This window comes from Pseudomonas sp. AS2.8 (assembly GCF_014190935.1).
In the GTDB taxonomy this organism is placed as follows: domain Bacteria; phylum Pseudomonadota; class Gammaproteobacteria; order Pseudomonadales; family Pseudomonadaceae; genus Chryseomonas.
This window is the reverse complement of record NZ_JACHVV010000002.1, coordinates 625,951-641,800: the sequence shown is the minus strand read 5'-3', so window position 1 is coordinate 641,800 and position 15,850 is coordinate 625,951. Positions and strand designations below refer to the sequence as shown.

17 protein-coding genes and 1 riboswitch are annotated in these 15,850 nt (G+C 69.8%); of the genes, 13 read left to right on the top strand and 4 right to left on the bottom strand.

The window, feature by feature from the left end:
• Positions 1-249: 249 nt before the first annotated feature.
• Genes FHR73_RS09950 through FHR73_RS09940 form a run of 3 tightly spaced genes read left to right on the top strand, consistent with a single transcriptional unit; the run spans position 250 to position 4,204 of the window.
• Entirely contained in the window at positions 250-1,476 is a 1,227-nt protein-coding gene (locus tag FHR73_RS09950; RefSeq protein ID WP_183630822.1) for a cytochrome c, read from the top strand.
• Positions 1,477-1,478: 2 nt separating this feature from the next.
• Positions 1,479-1,961: a (2Fe-2S)-binding protein gene (locus FHR73_RS09945; protein ID WP_183630820.1), complete on the top strand. Its 483-nt coding sequence runs from the start codon at positions 1,479-1,481 to the stop codon at positions 1,959-1,961.
• Positions 1,958-4,204 carry a molybdopterin cofactor-binding domain-containing protein gene (locus tag FHR73_RS09940; protein WP_183630819.1) on the top strand — a complete coding sequence of 749 codons (2,247 nt, stop codon included), beginning with the start codon at positions 1,958-1,960 and terminating at the stop codon, positions 4,202-4,204. The genes FHR73_RS09945 and FHR73_RS09940 overlap by 4 nt, the downstream gene beginning before the upstream one ends.
• Here the strand turns inward: FHR73_RS09940 and FHR73_RS09935 are convergent.
• The 4 genes from FHR73_RS09935 to FHR73_RS09920 all read right to left on the bottom strand — a co-directional run bounded on the left by FHR73_RS09935 (position 4,201) and on the right by FHR73_RS09920 (position 6,690).
• Complete coding sequence (locus FHR73_RS09935) at positions 4,201-4,818, bottom strand: DedA family protein (RefSeq protein WP_183630818.1); 618 nt, start codon at positions 4,816-4,818, stop codon at positions 4,201-4,203. The genes FHR73_RS09940 and FHR73_RS09935 overlap by 4 nt on opposite strands.
• 130 nt (positions 4,819-4,948) lie before the next feature.
• Positions 4,949-5,782 (bottom strand): metallophosphoesterase, encoded by an 834-nt coding sequence (locus tag FHR73_RS09930; RefSeq protein ID WP_183630817.1) that lies wholly within the window; start codon positions 5,780-5,782, stop codon positions 4,949-4,951.
• Between the two features lie 69 nt (positions 5,783-5,851).
• On the bottom strand, positions 5,852-6,220 hold the full coding sequence (locus FHR73_RS09925; protein ID WP_183630816.1) for a YggL family protein: 369 nt from the start codon (positions 6,218-6,220) through the stop codon (positions 5,852-5,854).
• A gap of 140 nt (positions 6,221-6,360) precedes the next feature.
• Positions 6,361-6,690: a four-helix bundle copper-binding protein gene (locus tag FHR73_RS09920; protein WP_183630815.1), complete on the bottom strand. Its 330-nt coding sequence runs from the start codon at positions 6,688-6,690 to the stop codon at positions 6,361-6,363.
• 97 nt (positions 6,691-6,787) lie between these two features.
• A riboswitch (cobalamin riboswitch) is annotated at positions 6,788-6,983 on the top strand.
• Between the two features lie 95 nt (positions 6,984-7,078).
• Between FHR73_RS09920 and cobO the strand changes: the two genes are divergently transcribed.
• The 10 genes from cobO to FHR73_RS09870 are packed head-to-tail and all read left to right on the top strand — an operon-like array spanning position 7,079 to position 15,837.
• Complete coding sequence (gene cobO / locus FHR73_RS09915; RefSeq protein ID WP_183630813.1) at positions 7,079-7,705, top strand: cob(I)yrinic acid a,c-diamide adenosyltransferase; 627 nt, start codon at positions 7,079-7,081, stop codon at positions 7,703-7,705.
• Positions 7,699-8,997 (top strand): cobyrinate a,c-diamide synthase, encoded by a 1,299-nt coding sequence (locus FHR73_RS09910; protein ID WP_183630811.1) that lies wholly within the window; start codon positions 7,699-7,701, stop codon positions 8,995-8,997. Before cobO ends, FHR73_RS09910 begins: the two co-directional genes overlap by 7 nt.
• On the top strand, positions 8,994-9,644 hold the full coding sequence (gene bluB, locus FHR73_RS09905; protein WP_183630809.1) for a 5,6-dimethylbenzimidazole synthase: 651 nt from the start codon (positions 8,994-8,996) through the stop codon (positions 9,642-9,644). The genes FHR73_RS09910 and bluB overlap by 4 nt, the downstream gene beginning before the upstream one ends.
• A complete protein-coding gene (gene cbiB / locus FHR73_RS09900) occupies positions 9,641-10,549 on the top strand; it encodes an adenosylcobinamide-phosphate synthase CbiB (protein WP_183630802.1) in 909 nt (302 codons plus the stop codon). The genes bluB and cbiB overlap by 4 nt, the downstream gene beginning before the upstream one ends.
• Positions 10,542-11,531 carry a threonine-phosphate decarboxylase CobD gene (cobD, locus tag FHR73_RS09895; protein WP_183630800.1) on the top strand — a complete coding sequence of 330 codons (990 nt, stop codon included), beginning with the start codon at positions 10,542-10,544 and terminating at the stop codon, positions 11,529-11,531. Before cbiB ends, cobD begins: the two co-directional genes overlap by 8 nt.
• Positions 11,528-12,979, top strand: a complete 1,452-nt coding sequence (locus tag FHR73_RS09890; protein WP_183630798.1) for a cobyric acid synthase — start codon at positions 11,528-11,530, stop codon at positions 12,977-12,979. Before cobD ends, FHR73_RS09890 begins: the two co-directional genes overlap by 4 nt.
• On the top strand, positions 12,980-13,501 hold the full coding sequence (cobU, locus tag FHR73_RS09885; protein WP_183630796.1) for a bifunctional adenosylcobinamide kinase/adenosylcobinamide-phosphate guanylyltransferase: 522 nt from the start codon (positions 12,980-12,982) through the stop codon (positions 13,499-13,501). It abuts the gene before it with no gap.
• Entirely contained in the window at positions 13,498-14,556 is a 1,059-nt protein-coding gene (gene cobT / locus FHR73_RS09880) for a nicotinate-nucleotide--dimethylbenzimidazole phosphoribosyltransferase (RefSeq protein WP_183630794.1), read from the top strand. Before cobU ends, cobT begins: the two co-directional genes overlap by 4 nt.
• Entirely contained in the window at positions 14,549-15,106 is a 558-nt protein-coding gene (locus tag FHR73_RS09875) for a histidine phosphatase family protein (RefSeq protein ID WP_183630792.1), read from the top strand. Before cobT ends, FHR73_RS09875 begins: the two co-directional genes overlap by 8 nt.
• Positions 15,106-15,837 (top strand): adenosylcobinamide-GDP ribazoletransferase, encoded by a 732-nt coding sequence (locus FHR73_RS09870; protein ID WP_183630790.1) that lies wholly within the window; start codon positions 15,106-15,108, stop codon positions 15,835-15,837. Before FHR73_RS09875 ends, FHR73_RS09870 begins: the two co-directional genes overlap by 1 nt.
• Positions 15,838-15,850 lie beyond the last annotated feature (13 nt).

The following is a 15,850-nucleotide window of genomic DNA, read 5'->3' as shown; positions in this document are numbered from 1 at the left end:
GATTTGAGGGGCTTCCTTCCTGTGCGGGGGGTAATCAGGGTCCGAGGCGGGCTGTGCTCCAGTGGCTCGCACCAGGGCGCAGCCGGACCAGGGTGGGAATGTAAAGGCCGTCGTCAAGGTGCGGGTCGAAACTGTCGCCTGCATCTCACCTCCGGGGGCGAGCGTCACGGCGGCTTGCCGCTGCGATTAGGATGACGGCAAAGCCACGGCGGAATCGGCCAGTCCGGTTCGACCTCACGAGGAGAGCTGATGAGATCCCTGGCCCTGCCCCTGCTGGCGGGGATGCTGCTCCTGTCCAAGGCCGCGCTGGTTCGCGCCGATGAGGCGACCCTGGCGCGTGGCGAATATCTGACCCGCCTGGGCAACTGCCAGGGCTGCCATACCCGTCCCGATGGCGCACCGTTCGCCGGTGGCGTCGCCTTCGAGACGCCTTTCGGCCGTCTCTATTCGAGCAACATCACCCCGGATCGCGTGCACGGTCTGGGTGACTGGACGGCGGACGAGTTTCGCCGGGCCTTGCACGAAGGCCTCGGGCGCGAGGGTGAGCAGCTCTATCCGGCCTTTCCCTATACGGCCTTTACCCGCTTGAGCGACGAGGATGTCGCGGCCATCTTCGCCTATCTGCAGGTCCAGCGCCCCGTGCCCTATGCCCCACCGGCCAACGCGCTGCGTTTTCCCTTCGATCAGCGCGCGCTGATCCGTGGCTGGAAATGGCTGAACTTCAGTCAGGGCCCGCTGCCCGCCGGGGCGGACGCTCGGGTGGCGCAGGGCGCCTACCTGGCGGAGGCGGTGGGACACTGCCAGGAGTGCCATACGCCGCGGACCTGGAGTCAGGGTCTCGACAGCGGCCGGGCTTATGCCGGCGCGACCCAGCAGGGCTGGACCGCCTGGAATCTCACTGCGGATCCCCGCGGCCTCGGTGGCTGGAGCGATGCCAAGCTGGCCAGCTATCTGCGCGAAGGGCACCAGCGCGGCGAAGCCGTGGCGGCGGGACCCATGGCCGAGGTGGTGAGCGGCGGTACCCGCCATCTGAACGATGCGGACCTCGGCGCCCTGATCGCCTATCTGCGGACCCTGCCGGCGCAGCCCGGAGCGGTGCCGGCGCGTGCCGAGGTGCAGCCGCCCGGGGAGACCGGACCGCTTACCGCCGCCGAGGCGGAAAGCGCGGCCTTGCTGCAATCCGCCTGCGCCAGCTGTCATGCCCCGGACGACCAGGGGCCCGCCGGTCCCTATCCGCGCTCCTTCAGCAACTATTCGGCGGTGCGCGATCCCGCGGGGACCAACCTGGTGCGCGTGCTGCTCGACGGCCTCGATCGTCAGGGGCGGACCGAGCACGCCTTCATGCCAGCCTATCGGGAGTTGCTCAGCGATAGGCAACTGGCCGATCTGGCCACCTACATCGGCCGCCGCTTTGGCGGTCACGCCGCCGACATCCGTCCCGCGGACGTGGCGGCCGCGCGCGAAGGAGAGAAATAGCGGTGGCGGCCATCGAATTGCAGGTCAACGGCGAACGGCGCCAACTCGACGTCGATCCGCGCATGCCCTTGCTGGAGGCCTTGCGCGACGAGCTGGGTCTCAAGGGGCCGAAATTCGGCTGCGGCCTGGGCGAATGCGGCGCTTGTACGGTGCTGGCGGATGGCAAGCCGGTACGCGCCTGCCTGTTGCCGGCAGTATCTTTCGTCGGTCGCGAGTTGCTGACCCTGGAAGGCCTGGGCACGCCTAAGGCGCCCCATGCGCTGCAGCAGGCCTTTATCGAAGAGCAGGCGGCGCAGTGCGGCTATTGCATCCCCGGGATGGTGATGACCGCCCGGGCGTTGCTCGAACGCGTGCCCGATCCCAGTGATGCGCAGATCCGCCAGGCGCTGGCGGCCAATTTCTGTGGCTGCGGGACCCACTATCGCATCCTGCGTGCGGTCAAGCGGGCGGCGGTGCTCTTGCGCGACGGGCAGGCTCCGGCATGACGCTGTCACGCCGTGCCTTTCTCGGCGGCAGCGCGGTGCTGCTGCTGGGCTTCAGCCTGCAGCGGCCGGTCGCCGCCCAGGTGCTGCCTACACCGGCTGACGCTGCGGACCTGGCCAAGACCCTCGATCAGCGCCAACTGGATGCCTGGCTAGCGGTGGATGCCCAGGGCCAGGTCACCGTCTACAGCGGCAAGGTGGAACTGGGTACCGGAGTCAGCACGGCGCTGCGGCAGATCGTGGCCGAGGAGCTCTGCGTGGCCTTTGCCGCCACCCGGCTGATCCAGGGCGATACCCGGTTGACCCCGGACCAGGGCATCACCGCCGGCAGCAAGAGTGTGCAGGTGGGCGGCGCCCAGTTGCGCAAGGCCGCCGCCAGTGCGCGGCAATTCCTGTTTCTGGAAGGGTCGCGGCGCCTGGGGCTGGACCTGGCGGTGGTGGATACTGTGGATGGCCGGGTGGTCTATCGTGGCGATCCCACCGGACGCTTTGTCAGCTATGGCGAACTGGTCGGCGGACGGCCCCTGGGACGGCTGGTCAATCAGGCGGTGCGCACCCGCGCCGTCAAGGACTACCGCCTGGTCGGCACCTCGGTACCGCGCGAGGACATTCCGGCCAAGCTGTTCGGCAGCTTCGCTTACGTCCATGACCTGCGCCTGCCCGGCATGCTGCACGGCTGCATGGTACGGCCGCCCTGCATCGGTTCGGCGCGGTTGGCGGGGGTGAGTGTTCGCGGTATCGATGCCAGCGCGCTGCCGGCCGGCGCGCAGCTGGTGTACGAAGGCGCCTTCGTCGCGGTGGTGGCCGAGCAGCCCTGGCTGGCGCGCCAGGGCGCGGCGGCGCTGCGGGTGGACTGGAGCCTGGTGCCGGACCTGCCGCTGCCGGGCGAACTCTATGCCCGGCTGGAAGCCAAGGCCGGACCGGCCGACCTCCAGCAGGAGGCCGGTGACGTCGAAGGCGAATTGGCGAGCGCCGCGCAGCGGCTGGACGCCGAGTATCGCTGGCCCTATCAGAACCATGATTCCATCGGCCCCTCCTGCGCGGTGGCGGACGTGCGTGCCGACGGTGCCACGGTCTGGAGCGGTACCCAGGGCGTCTATCAGCTCCGGGCGGCGCTGGCGGATTTGCTGGCGCTGCCGGAAGACAGCATCCATGTCATCTACCAGCAGGCCTCGGGTTGCTATGGCCATAACGGCGCCGATGACGCGGCGGCCGATGCCGCGCTGCTTTCCAGGCTGTGCGGCCGTCCGGTGCGGGTGCAGTGGAGTCGGGCCGACGAGCACGGCTGGAATCCCAAGGGACCGGCCATGCTGCTGCGTCTGACGGGTGGCCTGAGCGCCGCTGGCGATCTGCTCGCCTGGCGGTTCGCCAACTGGACGCCTACCCACCTGACCCGACCCAATGGCCAGACCGGCAAGGCCGCGCTGCTCGCCGGGCAGCTGGCCTACAACCTGCCGCTCAAGGGTGGGCGGGGCGGTGGCAATCGCAATGCGCCGCTGGACTACGACCTGCTCAACGTCCAGGTGGCGACCCACTGGCTGGAAGCCGGGGATTCGCCGCTGCGACCCTCGGCGCTGCGCGCCCTGGGAGCGGTCGGCAACACCTTCGCCAACGAGTCCTTCATGGACGAGCTGGCCCTGGCGGCCGGGGTCGATCCGCTGGAATTCCGCCTGCGCTATCTGCAGGACCCCCGCGCCCGGGCGGTGCTGCAGGCCGCCACCGCCAAGGCTAATTGGCAACCACCCACCCGGCAGGAAAAGGCCTGGGACGGCGCCCTGGCGAAAGGTCAGGGCCTGGCCTTCCTGCGCTATGAAAACGAGAACGCCTATGTGGCCGCGGTGGTCGAGGTGGCGGTGAGCGAGGCGACGGAGATCCGGGTCACCCGCGTGGTGGTGGCCCATGACTGCGGTCTGATCGTCAATCCGGATGGCTTGCGCAATCAGCTGGAAGGCTGCGTGGTGCAAGGCATCGCCCGGACCCTCAAGCAGGCGGTGCGCTTCGATCACCAGGGGGTGACCAGCCTGGAGTGGGGCGCCTATCCGCCGCTGACCTTCAACGAATTGCCCGAGCTGGAACTGGAGCTGATCGATCGGCCGGAAGAGCCGGCGGTGGGGGCCGGGGAGGCCACCACCGCCGCCATCCCCGCGGCCATCGCCAATGCCGTGGCGGCGGCGACCGGCCTGCGCCTGCGCGAGGTACCGCTGAATCGCCAGCGTTTGCGCGAGGCGCTGGCCGCCCGTCGCTAGGCGCGTTTCAGCCGCTGCTTGAAGAACAGCGCGGCGCTGGCGCCCAGCACGGCGACCACCGCCGCGCCGATCCACAGCGACTCGTTGCCGGCGAAGCTGAAGTGGTTGGCGCCCTTGGCCGCCAGATAACCCGGGCCCATCATCAGCGGCGCCCAGACGATGGCCGAGAGCACGTTGGCCGACTGGAAGCGCAGCTGGTTCATCGCCATCATCCCGGCCACCAGGGGCACGGTGTTGCGGATCATGGTCAGGAAGCGCCCGCCGAATACCGCGAAGAAGCCATAGCGGCGAAAGAACAGTCGGGTCCTGGCCACCTGCTTGCGATAGCGGCGAAAGGGCGGGCGGTGGACGATGCTGGGACCGAGCCAGCGGCCGATGATGTAGGAGCAGATGTCGCCGAGGATGGCGCCGACGATGGCGGCCAACACCAGCGGCACCGGCGAGAGCACGCCGGAGCCGGCCAGGCCGCCGACCACCAGCAGCAGGGCCGTGGCCGGAATGAAGACGCCCAGCAGCACCAGGGACTCGCCAAAGGCGAGCAGGCCGACGAGCAGCGGTGCCCAGGCCTGGTGGGTTTCGATAAAGCCAAGCAGCGATTGCGTCAGGGATTCCATGGGAGGCCACTCTTACCGAAAGTCCTAAGACTACGCGGCGCCCGTGCCCTGCCAGCCGTTTCAACAGCTTGAATCAATTTCCATTGCTGGAACTGCGCGGGAGCGCGCATCGGCGCCCCGGCTGGACGCCTCAGCTTTTCGCCAGGGCGTCTTGAGCGACTTGCCAGCGCAGTGCGTGACGCTCGCCCACGACGAAACGATCGCCCTGGAAGTCCCAGCGCTCCACGTCCACGGTCTTTTCCGCCCCTTCGCCGACCAGCAGGCGGTTGAAGGAGTTGGGCGAGGTGCCGCGCACGCGAGAAGAAAGGGCGGTGCCGGCCTGGACGATCCAGACCTCGCGGGGCAGGCTGGGGTACTGGCGACTCAGCGGCAACACATAGGGCAGGTGGATATGTCCGCCCATCACCAGATCCAGTCCGGCGTCGGCCCAGGTGGCCAGGGCGTGATCGGCGTTGTGCTGCAGATTGCTCAGGTCACTGAGTTCGAGGGCGCCGAAGGGCTGGTGGGCGATGACGATGCGCAGCTTGCCCGGACCGGCGCGGCGCAGGCGCTCGGCCACGCGCTCGATCTGCGCGGTGCTTACCGCGCCATCCTTGTGGCGTTGCGGAGCGGTGGTGTTGAGCCCGACCAGCAGCAGCTCGTCGTTTTCGAAACTGGGCTCCAGATCCTGGCCGAAATGGCGGCGATAGTTGCCATAGGGCGTCAGGAAGCGCGCGAAGACATTGTACAGCGGCAGGTCGTGATTGCCCGGGATCACCAGGGTTCGCGGGATGCCGTAGCTTTCCAGGCGTTCGACGAAGGTCTTGGCGGCGGCGAATTGTCCGCGCCGGGCGCGCTGGGTGATGTCCCCGGAGAGGATGAGGACATCGGCGCCGTGTTCGCGGACATGGGCTTCCAGAGCCGCGACCACGGCGGGTTGCTCGGTGCCGAAGTGGGTATCGGAGATTTGCAGGAGGGTCGTCATGAGGACCTGGTTTCCAACGGATTCCCCTTTACGACCGCAACGGCCGCCAAGCTATCCGGCGAAGGCTAGTTAGACTTCGCCGTCGTGGTGCCAGGCGTCATGCAGATCGGAGGCGTTGGCTTCGCCGACTTCGGTACGGGCCTTGAGCCAGTCCAGCAGGGCGGTACGGTCTTCGGCGGTGGGCGAGGTGTAGCGCTTGTTGGCCATGATGGTGCCTTCGACCCAGGCGTTGTCGAAGCCGCCGATGTAGTCCAGCTTGCGCTCTTCGACGTAGTCGATGAAGTCGCCCAGGAAGGTGTCCAGATCGTCTTCGCTGAGTTCGTTCTTGAAGCTCACCTTGATTTCAAAGGCCAGTTCCTGGAATTCGCCCAGGTACTGCTTCTTGCGCAGGCGACGCTTCATGCGGCTCAAACGGGGATCTTGGTTGGTATCGGTCATGGCGAAGGCCTGGATATCGATTAAAGGGCGGGCATTATCCCTGGCGCCGACGGGTAATGCCAATGCCGACCGCTCCAGCGGTGGGTCGGCCGGGCCGTTTTGCCTGCGACCGGAGCGCGCAGTAGCGGAAAATGACCCGCTCAGGCCGCCATGGCCGCGCAGGCGTCGGCACAGGCTGCGCAGGCCCGGGCGCAGGCCTGGCAGTGATTGGCCTTGTGCTTGCCGCATTCGGCGGCGCAGGCACGGCAGGTGGCCAGGCACAGGGCGCAGGCTTCGGCGATGCGGTCGCTGCCGCGTTGCATGAAGGTGGCGGCCAGGCGGCAGGCATCGGCGCAGTCGCGGTCCAGGCGGACGCAGTCGCGCATCATGTCCAGATTGGCTTCGCCCAGGCAGGCGCTGGCGCAGGTTTCACAGGCGGCGGCGCAATCGAGGCAGGCCTTGATGCAGGCGGCGAGAGTGGCATCGTTCATCCGGTAGCTCCTGGCGGTGGGTGCCTAGGGTGGACCCGTCCGCGCGACGCCGAGTTCGGGTGGCGCCATCGATTGACGCTCTCCCGGGTAGTCCGTACCCTGCGCCCTTGCACGTGGTGCCCCGCCTGGAGCGGGGTGAAACAGGGAAGCCGGTCGAGCCGGCGCTGCCCCCGCAACGGTAGTTGAGCAGTAGCTGCGCGATGCCCACTGGCCCTGGCCGGGAAGGGGCGCAGCGGATGCCCCAGGGCATCGGCTCACCAGCCCGGAGACCGGCCACGCTTGCGTTCATCTCGGCGATGCGGAGGGCGTCGCGCGGCGTCGCCACCTGCCTTGCGCGGGCGGCGTCTCTGCCCGTTTCTCCGCCGCGCCCGCACCCGGAGAACCATCCATGACCGACACCCCCGATTCGACCAGCCCCGAGCGAGACGAGCGCCACCGCGCGCGCATGGTGCGCAAGAAGGCGGTGATCGATGCCCGCATCGCCGAAGCCCAGGACGAGCGTGGCCTGCTGCTGGTCCATACCGGCATCGGCAAGGGCAAGAGCAGCTCCGCCTTCGGCATGGCGGCGCGCGCCCTCGGCCACGGCATGAAGGTGGGCGTGGTGCAATTCATCAAGGGCCGCCGCGACACCGGCGAGCAACTCTTCTTCAGGCGCTTCCCGGACGAGGTGCGCTACCACGTCATGGGCGAGGGCTTCACCTGGGATACCCAGGACCGGGCCCGCGACCTGCAGTCGGCGGCGGCGGCCTGGGCGGTGGCGGTGGAGCTGCTGCGCGATCCGGCCATCGGCCTGGTGCTGCTGGACGAACTCAACATCGCCTTCAAGCACGGCTATCTGGACGTCGACCAGGTGCTGGCCGATCTGGCCGGGCGCCCGGCGCACCAGCACGTGGTGGTGACCGGGCGCGGTGCGCCGCCGGCGCTGGTCGAGGCCGCCGATACCGTGACCGACATGAGTCTGGTCAAGCATGCCTTCCAGGCCGGCGTCCGCGCCCAGCAGGGCATCGAATGGTAGGCCAGACGCGGCATTGCCCGGCGCTGCTGATCGCCGCCCCGGCCTCCGGTCAGGGCAAGACCAGCGTCACCGCCGCCCTGGCCCGGCTGCACGTTCGCCAGGGTCGGCGGGTACGGGTGTTCAAGTGCGGTCCGGACTTTCTCGATCCGATGATCCTCGCGCGCGCCAGCGGCGCACCGGTCTACCAGCTCGATCTGTGGATGATCGGCGAGGCCGAGAGTCGGCGCCTGCTGTGGGAAGCGGCGGGGGAGGCCGATCTCATCCTTATCGAAGGGGTCATGGGCCTGTTCGACGGCCAGCCCTCGGCGGCCGACCTGGCCGAGCGCTTTGGCGTACCGGTGCTGGGGGTAATCGACGCCGCCGGCCTGGCGCAGACCTTTGGCGCCCTGGCCTATGGCCTCGCCCACTACCGGCCGAGCCTGCCCTTCGCCGGGGTGCTGGCCAATCGCAGTGGCAGTCCGCGGCAGACGCAGCTGATCCGCGGCAGCCTGCCGGCGGGCATGACCTTCTTTGGCAGCCTGCCGCGCGATGCCGGCATCGAGTTGCCGAGTCGCCACCTGGGGTTGATCCAGGCCGACGAGGTCACCGACCTGGATCGTCGTCTGGACATGGCGGCCGATGCCCTGGGCGCCAGTTCCACCCTCGAATTGCCGCCGCCGGTAGCTTTTGCCGCACCTGAGCCGACCGCGGTCGAGCCGCTGCTGGCCGGGGTGCGGATCGGTGTGGCCCGGGATGCGGCACTGGCCTTCATCTACCAGGCCAATCTGGATCTCTTGCGCGCCCTGGGCGCCGAGCTGCAGTTCTTTTCCGTGCTCACCGACACGGCGCTGCCGGCGGTAGACAGCCTCTACCTGCCCGGCGGCTATCCCGAGCTGCACCTGCGGACGCTGTCCAACAACCTGGGCATGCGCGCGGCCATCCGCGCCCACCACGCGGCCGGCAAGCCGATCCTCGCCGAGTGCGGCGGCATGCTCTATCTGCTCGACGAACTGACCGACAAGGCCGGCGAATCCGCCAGCCTGCTCGGGCTGCTGCCCGGCAGCGCGCGGATGCAGGCGCGGCTCACCGCCCTGGCCCTGCAGTCGGTGGTCTTCGAGCAGGGCACCCTGCGCGGCCACACCTATCACCACTCCGCCCTGGAGTCACCCGAAGTGCCCTGGGCGCGCGGGCTGTGCCCCAACGGCAAGGCGGTGGCCGAGGCGGTCTACCGAGACGGTCGCCTCACCGCCAGCTATATTCACTTCTACATGCCGTCGGCACCCGCCGCGGCCGCCGCGATGCTCAAGCCGTGACCACGACCCCCTATACCCCCGCCGAACAAGCCGCCGTCTACCGAGCCATCGCCGAGCGCCGCGACATGCGCCATTTCTGCGGTGGCGAGGTGCCTCCTGAACAACTGGCCCGCCTGCTGGGTGCCGCCCACCAGGCGCCCAGCGTCGGGCTGATGCAGCCCTGGCGCTTCCTACGCATCAGCGATCCGGCCCTGCGCCAGCGCCTGCATGAGCTGGTGGAAGAAGAGCGCTGCGCCACCGCCGACGTCCTCGGCGAGCGCAGCGACGACTTCATGAAACTCAAGGTGCAGGGCATCCTTGATTGCGCCGAGGTGCTGGTGGCGGCGCTCATGGACGGTCGCGAAGCCCACGTCTTCGGCCGCCGTACCCTGCCGGAGATGGACCTGGCCTCGTTGTCCTGCGCCATCCAGAATCTCTGGCTGGCAGCGCGCTGCGAAGGCCTGGGCATGGGCTGGGTGTCGCTGTTCGAACCGGAAGCCGTGCGCGGCCTGCTGGAGATGCCGGAAGGCGCCCAGCCGGCGGCCATTCTCTGCCTGGGACCGGTGGAAGCCTTCTATCCGCGCCCCATGCTGGAAGAAGAGGGCTGGCGCCAGGGGCGGCCGCTGGAGGAACTGGTCTTCGAGAATCGCTGGGGCCAGAAGCCATGATGCTGGCCTTCGCGGTCTTCGGCGGCATGCTGCTCGACCTGCTGTTCGGCGAACCCCGCCGTGCTCACCCCCTGGTGCTGTTCGGGCGCCTGGCCGACAGCCTCGAAGCCCGCTTCAATCCCGGTGGCCGTGGCTGGCGCAGCCATGGCGTGGTGGCCTGGAGCCTGGCCGTGCTGCCCTGGGTGCTGCTCACCGCCTTGCTCTGCCAGCTCGACTGGCTGGCCTGGATCATCCAGCCCCTGGCGCTGTATCTGGCCGTGGGACTGCGCAGCCTGGGCGAACACGCCGAGCCGGTGGCGCGCGCCCTGCAACGCAACAATCTGCCCGAGGCGCGGCGCCGGGTCGGCTACCTGGTCAGTCGCGAAACCAGCGAGCTGGACGAGACCGCCGTGGCCCGCGCCGCCACCGAGTCGGTGCTGGAGAATGGCAGCGATGCGGTCTTTGCCGCGCTGTTCTGGTTCGCCCTGCTGGGTGCCCCGGGCGTGGTGCTCTATCGCCTGGCCAATACCCTGGACGCCATGTGGGGCTATCGCACGCCGCGCTTGGAACGCTTCGGCTGGGCCGCGGCGCGGCTGGACGATGTTCTCAACTATATCCCCGCGCGGCTGGTGGCCCTGACCTATGCCGGCCTCGGTCGCTTCTGGAGCGCCATCGAGAGCTGGCGGAGCCAGGCACCGCTGTGGGACAGCCCTAACGCCGGTCCGGTGATGGCGGCCGGTGCCGGCGCCCTGGGCGTGAGCCTGGGCGGTGCGGCCCGCTACCACGGCGAGTGGCACGAGCGTCCGGTGCTCGGCCGCGGTCCGGCGCCGACCTTCCTGGCCATCACCCGCGCCCTGAAACTGGTACGGCGTGGCGCCTGGTTGTGGACCGCGCTGATCGCCCTGGGAGGATTGCTGCTTGCTTGAGCACGGCGGTCGCCTGAGGCGCGCGGCGCGCACCTACGACATTCCCCTGGGCGACTGGCTGGACCTGTCCACCGGTCTGGCCCCCTGGCCCTGGCCGCTGCCGGAGATTCCCGCCAGCGCCTGGGCACGGCTGCCGGAGCCCGACGACGGCCTGGTGGAAGCTGCCTGCGCCTGTTACCGGGCCAGCGCGCTGCTGCCGGTGGCCGGCTCCCAGGCCGCCATCCAGGCGCTGCCGACCCTGCGCGCACCGGCGCGGGTCGCGGTGCTGGCGCCCTGTTATGCCGAGCACGCCCTGGCCTGGCGTCGCGCCGGCCACGAGGTGCTGGAAGGGGACGAAGCCCAGATCGCCAGCCGTCTCGACCAGCTGGACGTGCTGGTGGTGGTCAATCCCAACAACCCGACGGGGGAGCGCCTGTCGCCGGCCCGCCTGCTGGACTGGCACGCCCGCCTCGAACGCCGGGGTGGCTGGCTGGTGGTGGACGAAGCCTTCATGGATCCCACGCCGGCAGCGAGTCTTGCGCCCTTCAGCGATCTGCCCGGACTGATCGTGCTGCGCTCCTTTGGCAAGTTCTTCGGGCTGGCCGGGATGCGCCTGGGCTTCGTGCTGGCGGCGCCGAGCCTGCTGGCGCAGCTGGACGAGCAGCTGGGGCCCTGGACGGTGAACGGCCCCAGTCGTTATCTCGCCCGGCAACTGCTGACCGATCAGCCGGGCCAGCAGCGGCAGCGCGAGGCCCTGCTTGAGGCCGGTGAACGCCTGGCTGCGGTGCTTGCCCGGCACGCCCTGATGCCCAGCGGCGGCTGCGCCCTCTTTCAATTGCTGCAGCGCCCGGATGTCGCGGACCTGCATGAACACCTCGCCCGCCGGGCCATCCTGACCCGCCTGTTTCCCGCGCTTGGCGCCCTGAGATTCGGTCTGCCCGGCGACGAGTCCGGCTGGCAGCGTCTGGACCAGGGCCTCGCCAGCTACCGGAGTCCCCTATGAGTACGCTGATGGTGCAGGGCACCACCTCCGATGCCGGCAAGAGCACCCTGGTGGCCGCCCTGTGCCGCTGGCTCCATCGTCAGGGCGTGGCCGTGGTGCCCTTCAAGCCCCAGAACATGGCGCTCAACAGCGCCGTGACCGCCGATGGCGGCGAGATCGGCCGCGCCCAGGCGGTCCAGGCCCAGGCCTGTGGCCTGGCGCCCCATACCGACATGAATCCGGTGCTGCTCAAGCCCAATACCGATGTCGGCGCCCAGGTGATCATCCACGGTCGCGCCGTCACCAGCATGGATGCCAAGGCCTATCACGCCTACAAGCCGGTGGCGCGGGAAGCGGTGCTGGCCTCCCATGCGCGACTCTCGGCGGGCTATCAGGTGGTGCTGGTGGAGGGCGCCGGTTCGCCGGCCGAGATCAACCTGCGCCAGGGCGATATCGCCAACATGGGCTTCGCCGAGGCGGTGGACTGCCCGGTGCTGCTGGTGGCGGACATCGACCGGGGCGGCGTCTTCGCCCATCTGGTCGGCACCCTGGACCTGCTCGAACCCAGCGAGCAGGCGCGCGTCGCCGGCTTCATCATCAACCGTTTCCGCGGCGACCTGGCCCTGCTGCAACCCGGGCTGGACTGGCTCGAAGCCCGTACCGGCAAGCCGGTGTTCGGCGTGCTGCCCTATCTGCACGACCTGCACCTGGAAGCCGAGGATCGCCTGGCCACCGGCCAGGTCGCCAAGCAGGGACCGCGCCTGCGGGTGGCGGTGCCGGTGATGCCGCGGCTTAGCAACCACACCGATTTCGATCCCCTGCGCCTGCACCCCCAGGTGGAATTGCTGTTCGTCCGCCAGGGCGAGGAACTGCCCGCCGCCGACCTGATCATCCTCGGCGGCTCCAAGAGCGTGCGCAGCGACCTGGCCTTCCTGCGCGCCCAGGGCTGGGACACGGCCATTGCCCGTCACCTGAGATACGGTGGGCGGGTGCTGGGCATCTGCGGCGGCTTCCAGATGCTCGGCGAGCGGATCGCCGATCCCCTCGGGCTGGAAGGTGCGCCGGGTGACAGCGCCGGTCTGGGCCTCTTGGCCATGACCACCGAGCTGGCGGCGGAAAAGCAGCTGCGCAACGTGCACGGCTGGCTCTGCGACGGCGATGCCGAGGTGGCCGGCTACGAGATCCATGCCGGCGTCAGCCAGGGACCGGCCCTGGAGCGGCCGGTGCTGCGCTTCGCCGATGGCCACGTGGATGGCAGCCTCAGCGACGACGGCCAGGTGCTGGGCACCTACCTGCACGGCCTGTTCGAATCGCCCGCCGCCAGCGTCGCCCTGCTGCGCTGGGCGGGGCTGGCCGAGCCGCAGCAGCTGGACTACCACGCCTTGCGCGAACGCGATCTGGAGCGCCTGGCCGATCTGGTCGAACACCATTTGGACACCGGGCGCCTGCGCGCCCTCTGCGAGCTCTAGATGCGCGAATTCATCCTGGGTGGCGCTCGCTCCGGCAAGAGCGCCCTGGCCGAGCGCCTGGCCGCCGAGTCCGGCCTTGCCGTCACCTATATCGCCACCGCCGGCGGCAGCGACGCCGAACTGGCGCGGCGCATCGAACGCCATGCCGCCCGCCGACCGGCGCACTGGGCGCTGGTGGAAGAACCCCTGGCGCTGGCCGAACGCCTCGAGGCCCTGGCGGCGCCGGAGCGCTGCCTGCTGGTGGATTGCCTGACCCTCTGGCTGACCAACTTGCTCTTGCTCGACGATCCCCGGCGCCTCGACAGTGCCTGTGCGGCCTTGCTCGAAGTCGTGCCGCGGTTGCCCGGCCATCTCATCTTCGTCAGCAACGAGACCGGTCTGGGCGTCGTCCCGCTGGGCGAGCTGACACGCCGCTATGTCGATGCCGCCGGCGAATTGCACCAGGCCCTGGCCGCGCGCTGCGAGCGCGTGGTGCTGACCGTCGCCGGTCTCCCCCTGACCCTCAAAGGAACCCCGCTATGAGCATGCCCTGGTGGCAAGGACCCTGCCGCCAACCCGATACCGCCGCCGCCGAAGCCGCGCGCCAGCGGCAGGCGGTATTGACCAAGCCGAGCGGTTCGCTCGGCGATCTGGAAGTGCTGGCCATCCAGCTGGCGGCCCTGCAGGGCACGCCGCGACCGCTGCTGCAGCGGACCGCCATCGCCGTCTTCGCCGGTGATCACGGGGTGGTGGAAGAGGGCGTCTCGGCCTATCCGCAGTCGGTGACCGCCGAGATGGTGCGCAACTTCGTGCGTGGCGGGGCGGCCATTAGCGTGCTCGCCCGGCAACTGGACGCCGCCCTGGAAGTCATCAACCTGGGTACCGTCACACCGCTGGAACCCCTGCCCGGGATCATCGACCTGCCCCTGGGGCGCGGTACAGCCAACTTCACCCTGACCCCGGCCATGACCCATGACCAGTGCCAGGCCGCGCTGCAGGCCGGTCGCGACGCCGTCCTGCGCGCCTGCGCCGGCGGCGCCGACCTGTTCATCGGCGGCGAGATGGGCATCGGCAACACCACTGCCGCCAGCGCCATTGCCAGCGTGCTGCTGGATACCTCGCCGCTGGCCCTGGCCGGACCCGGTACCGGCCTGGACGCCGATGGCGTGGCGCGCAAGGTGGCGGTCATCCAGCGCGCCCTGCTGCGCCATGGCGACGCGCTGGAAGATCCCTACGAGTTGCTGCGCCGCCTGGGCGGCTTCGAGCTGGCCGCCCTGACCGGTGCCTATCTGGCCTGCGCCCAGCAGGGCCTGCCGACCCTGGTGGACGGCTTCATCTGCTCGGTGGCAGCGCTCTGCGCCCAGCGCCTGCAACCCGATACCCGCGACTGGCTGCTGTTCGCCCACTGCGGCGCCGAGCCTGGCCACGCCGCGGTGCTGCTGGCACTGGGCGGCGAGCCGCTGCTGGATCTCGGCCTGCGCCTGGGCGAAGGCAGCGGCGCGGCGCTGGCCGTGCCGCTGCTGCAACTGTCCTGCCGCCTGCACAGCGAGATGGCCACCTTTGCCGAAGCCAGTGTCTCCAGTCGTGCCCATGACTGACTGCTGGCTGCTGCGCCATGGCGTCACCGAAGGCCCCGAAGGCTTTCGCGGACGCCTCGATCCGCCGCTGGCGGAGCATGGCTGGGCGCAGTTGCGCGCCGCCGTCGCCGCGCAGCCGCCTTTCGAGCTGATCCTGACGTCGCCGCAGCAGCGCTGCGCGCGCTTCGCCGAGTGGCTGGCGGCGGAGCAGGGCGCCGAGCTGGCGCTGGAAGCGGATCTGCGCGAGCTGGATTTCGGCGCCTGGGAAGGCCGTAGCGCCGCGGAGCTCATGCAGGACCAGGCGGAGGCCCTGGGACGGTTCTGGACCGATCCCTATGCCTATACCCCACCCGGCGGCGAACCCGTGGCGGCCTTCGCCGAGCGGGTGCTGGGGGCGGTGACGCGCTGGCGGCCCCGGCTGCAGGGCCGGCGCAGCCTGATCGTCACCCATGGCGGCGTCATCCGCCTGCTGCTGGCCCGCCAGCGGGGACTGGCTGCCAGAGACCTGCTGCAGGTCGAGGCGCCCTACGCGACCCTGCAACCGCTGGCGCTGGCGCTGGAGGAAGACTGATGCCACTGCCACTGCTGATCGCCGTGCAGTTTCTGACCCGCCTGCCGGTGCGGCTGCCCGGCCTGCCGCCAGCCGCGGCCGTCGGCCGCTCGGTGCTCTGGTATCCGGCGGTCGGCCTGCTGCTGGGTGCGCTGCTCAGTCTGCTCGCCTGGCTGGGTGCTGCGGGCGGCGCCTTGCTGCAGGCGGCCCTGGTGCTGGCCGGCTGGGTGATCCTCACCGGCGGCCTGCATCTGGATGGCCTGGCCGACACGGTGGATGCCTGGATCGGCGGCTATGGCGATCGCGAGCGGACCCTCGCCATCATGAAGGATCCGGCCTGCGGCCCCATGGGCGTGCTGGCACTGCTGCTGACCCTGCTGCTCAAGTGGAGCGCCCTGGTGGTGCTCCTGCCGCACGCGCCCGCCGCGCTGTGGCTGGCACCCTTGGCCGGCCGCCTGGCGCTGCCCTGGCTGTTGCTGACCACGCCCTATGTACGCCCTGGCGGTCTGGGCGATCTGCTCAGTCGCCACCTGCCGCGGAACATACTGACCCGGGTGCTGCTGCTGGGTGCGCTAGCCATCGTCCTGCTACCCCAGGGCTGGACCGCACTGCTGGTGACCGCCGGAATCGCGCTGCTGGTGCGCCGCGCCTTGCGCCAGCGTCTCGGCGGCACCACCGGCGATACCGCCGGCGCTCTGCTGGAACTCACCGAGACCGGGGTGCTGGTCGCGCTGGCCCTGACGCTGGGCTGAAAAATCGGCCCAA